The organism is Bartonella sp. AP58NXGY (genome assembly GCF_042195785.1).
Classification (GTDB): domain Bacteria; phylum Pseudomonadota; class Alphaproteobacteria; order Rhizobiales; family Rhizobiaceae; genus Bartonella.
This window is the reverse complement of the sequence record NZ_JBHIOY010000099.1, coordinates 1-229: the sequence shown is the minus strand read 5'-3', so window position 1 is coordinate 229 and position 229 is coordinate 1.

Below are 229 nucleotides of genomic sequence, written 5' to 3'. Positions count from 1 at the left end.
AGCAGGCACAAATCATCTCTATAAAGGATTTAAACATTCACTCCCTTGACGATTTAAGCATGAGTGGTGGGCAATGGAGCAGTGGTGGACCGATGACGGTCATTGTTGATGGCTCTGCTACATTTAGCTCATTAGTGCTAGAGAGTGACCATAAGGAGACATTGGAAAAAGGACATTATGACGCTCAAAGCAATCTTCATCATTTGGCTGAAGTCAACAGTGATGAAGA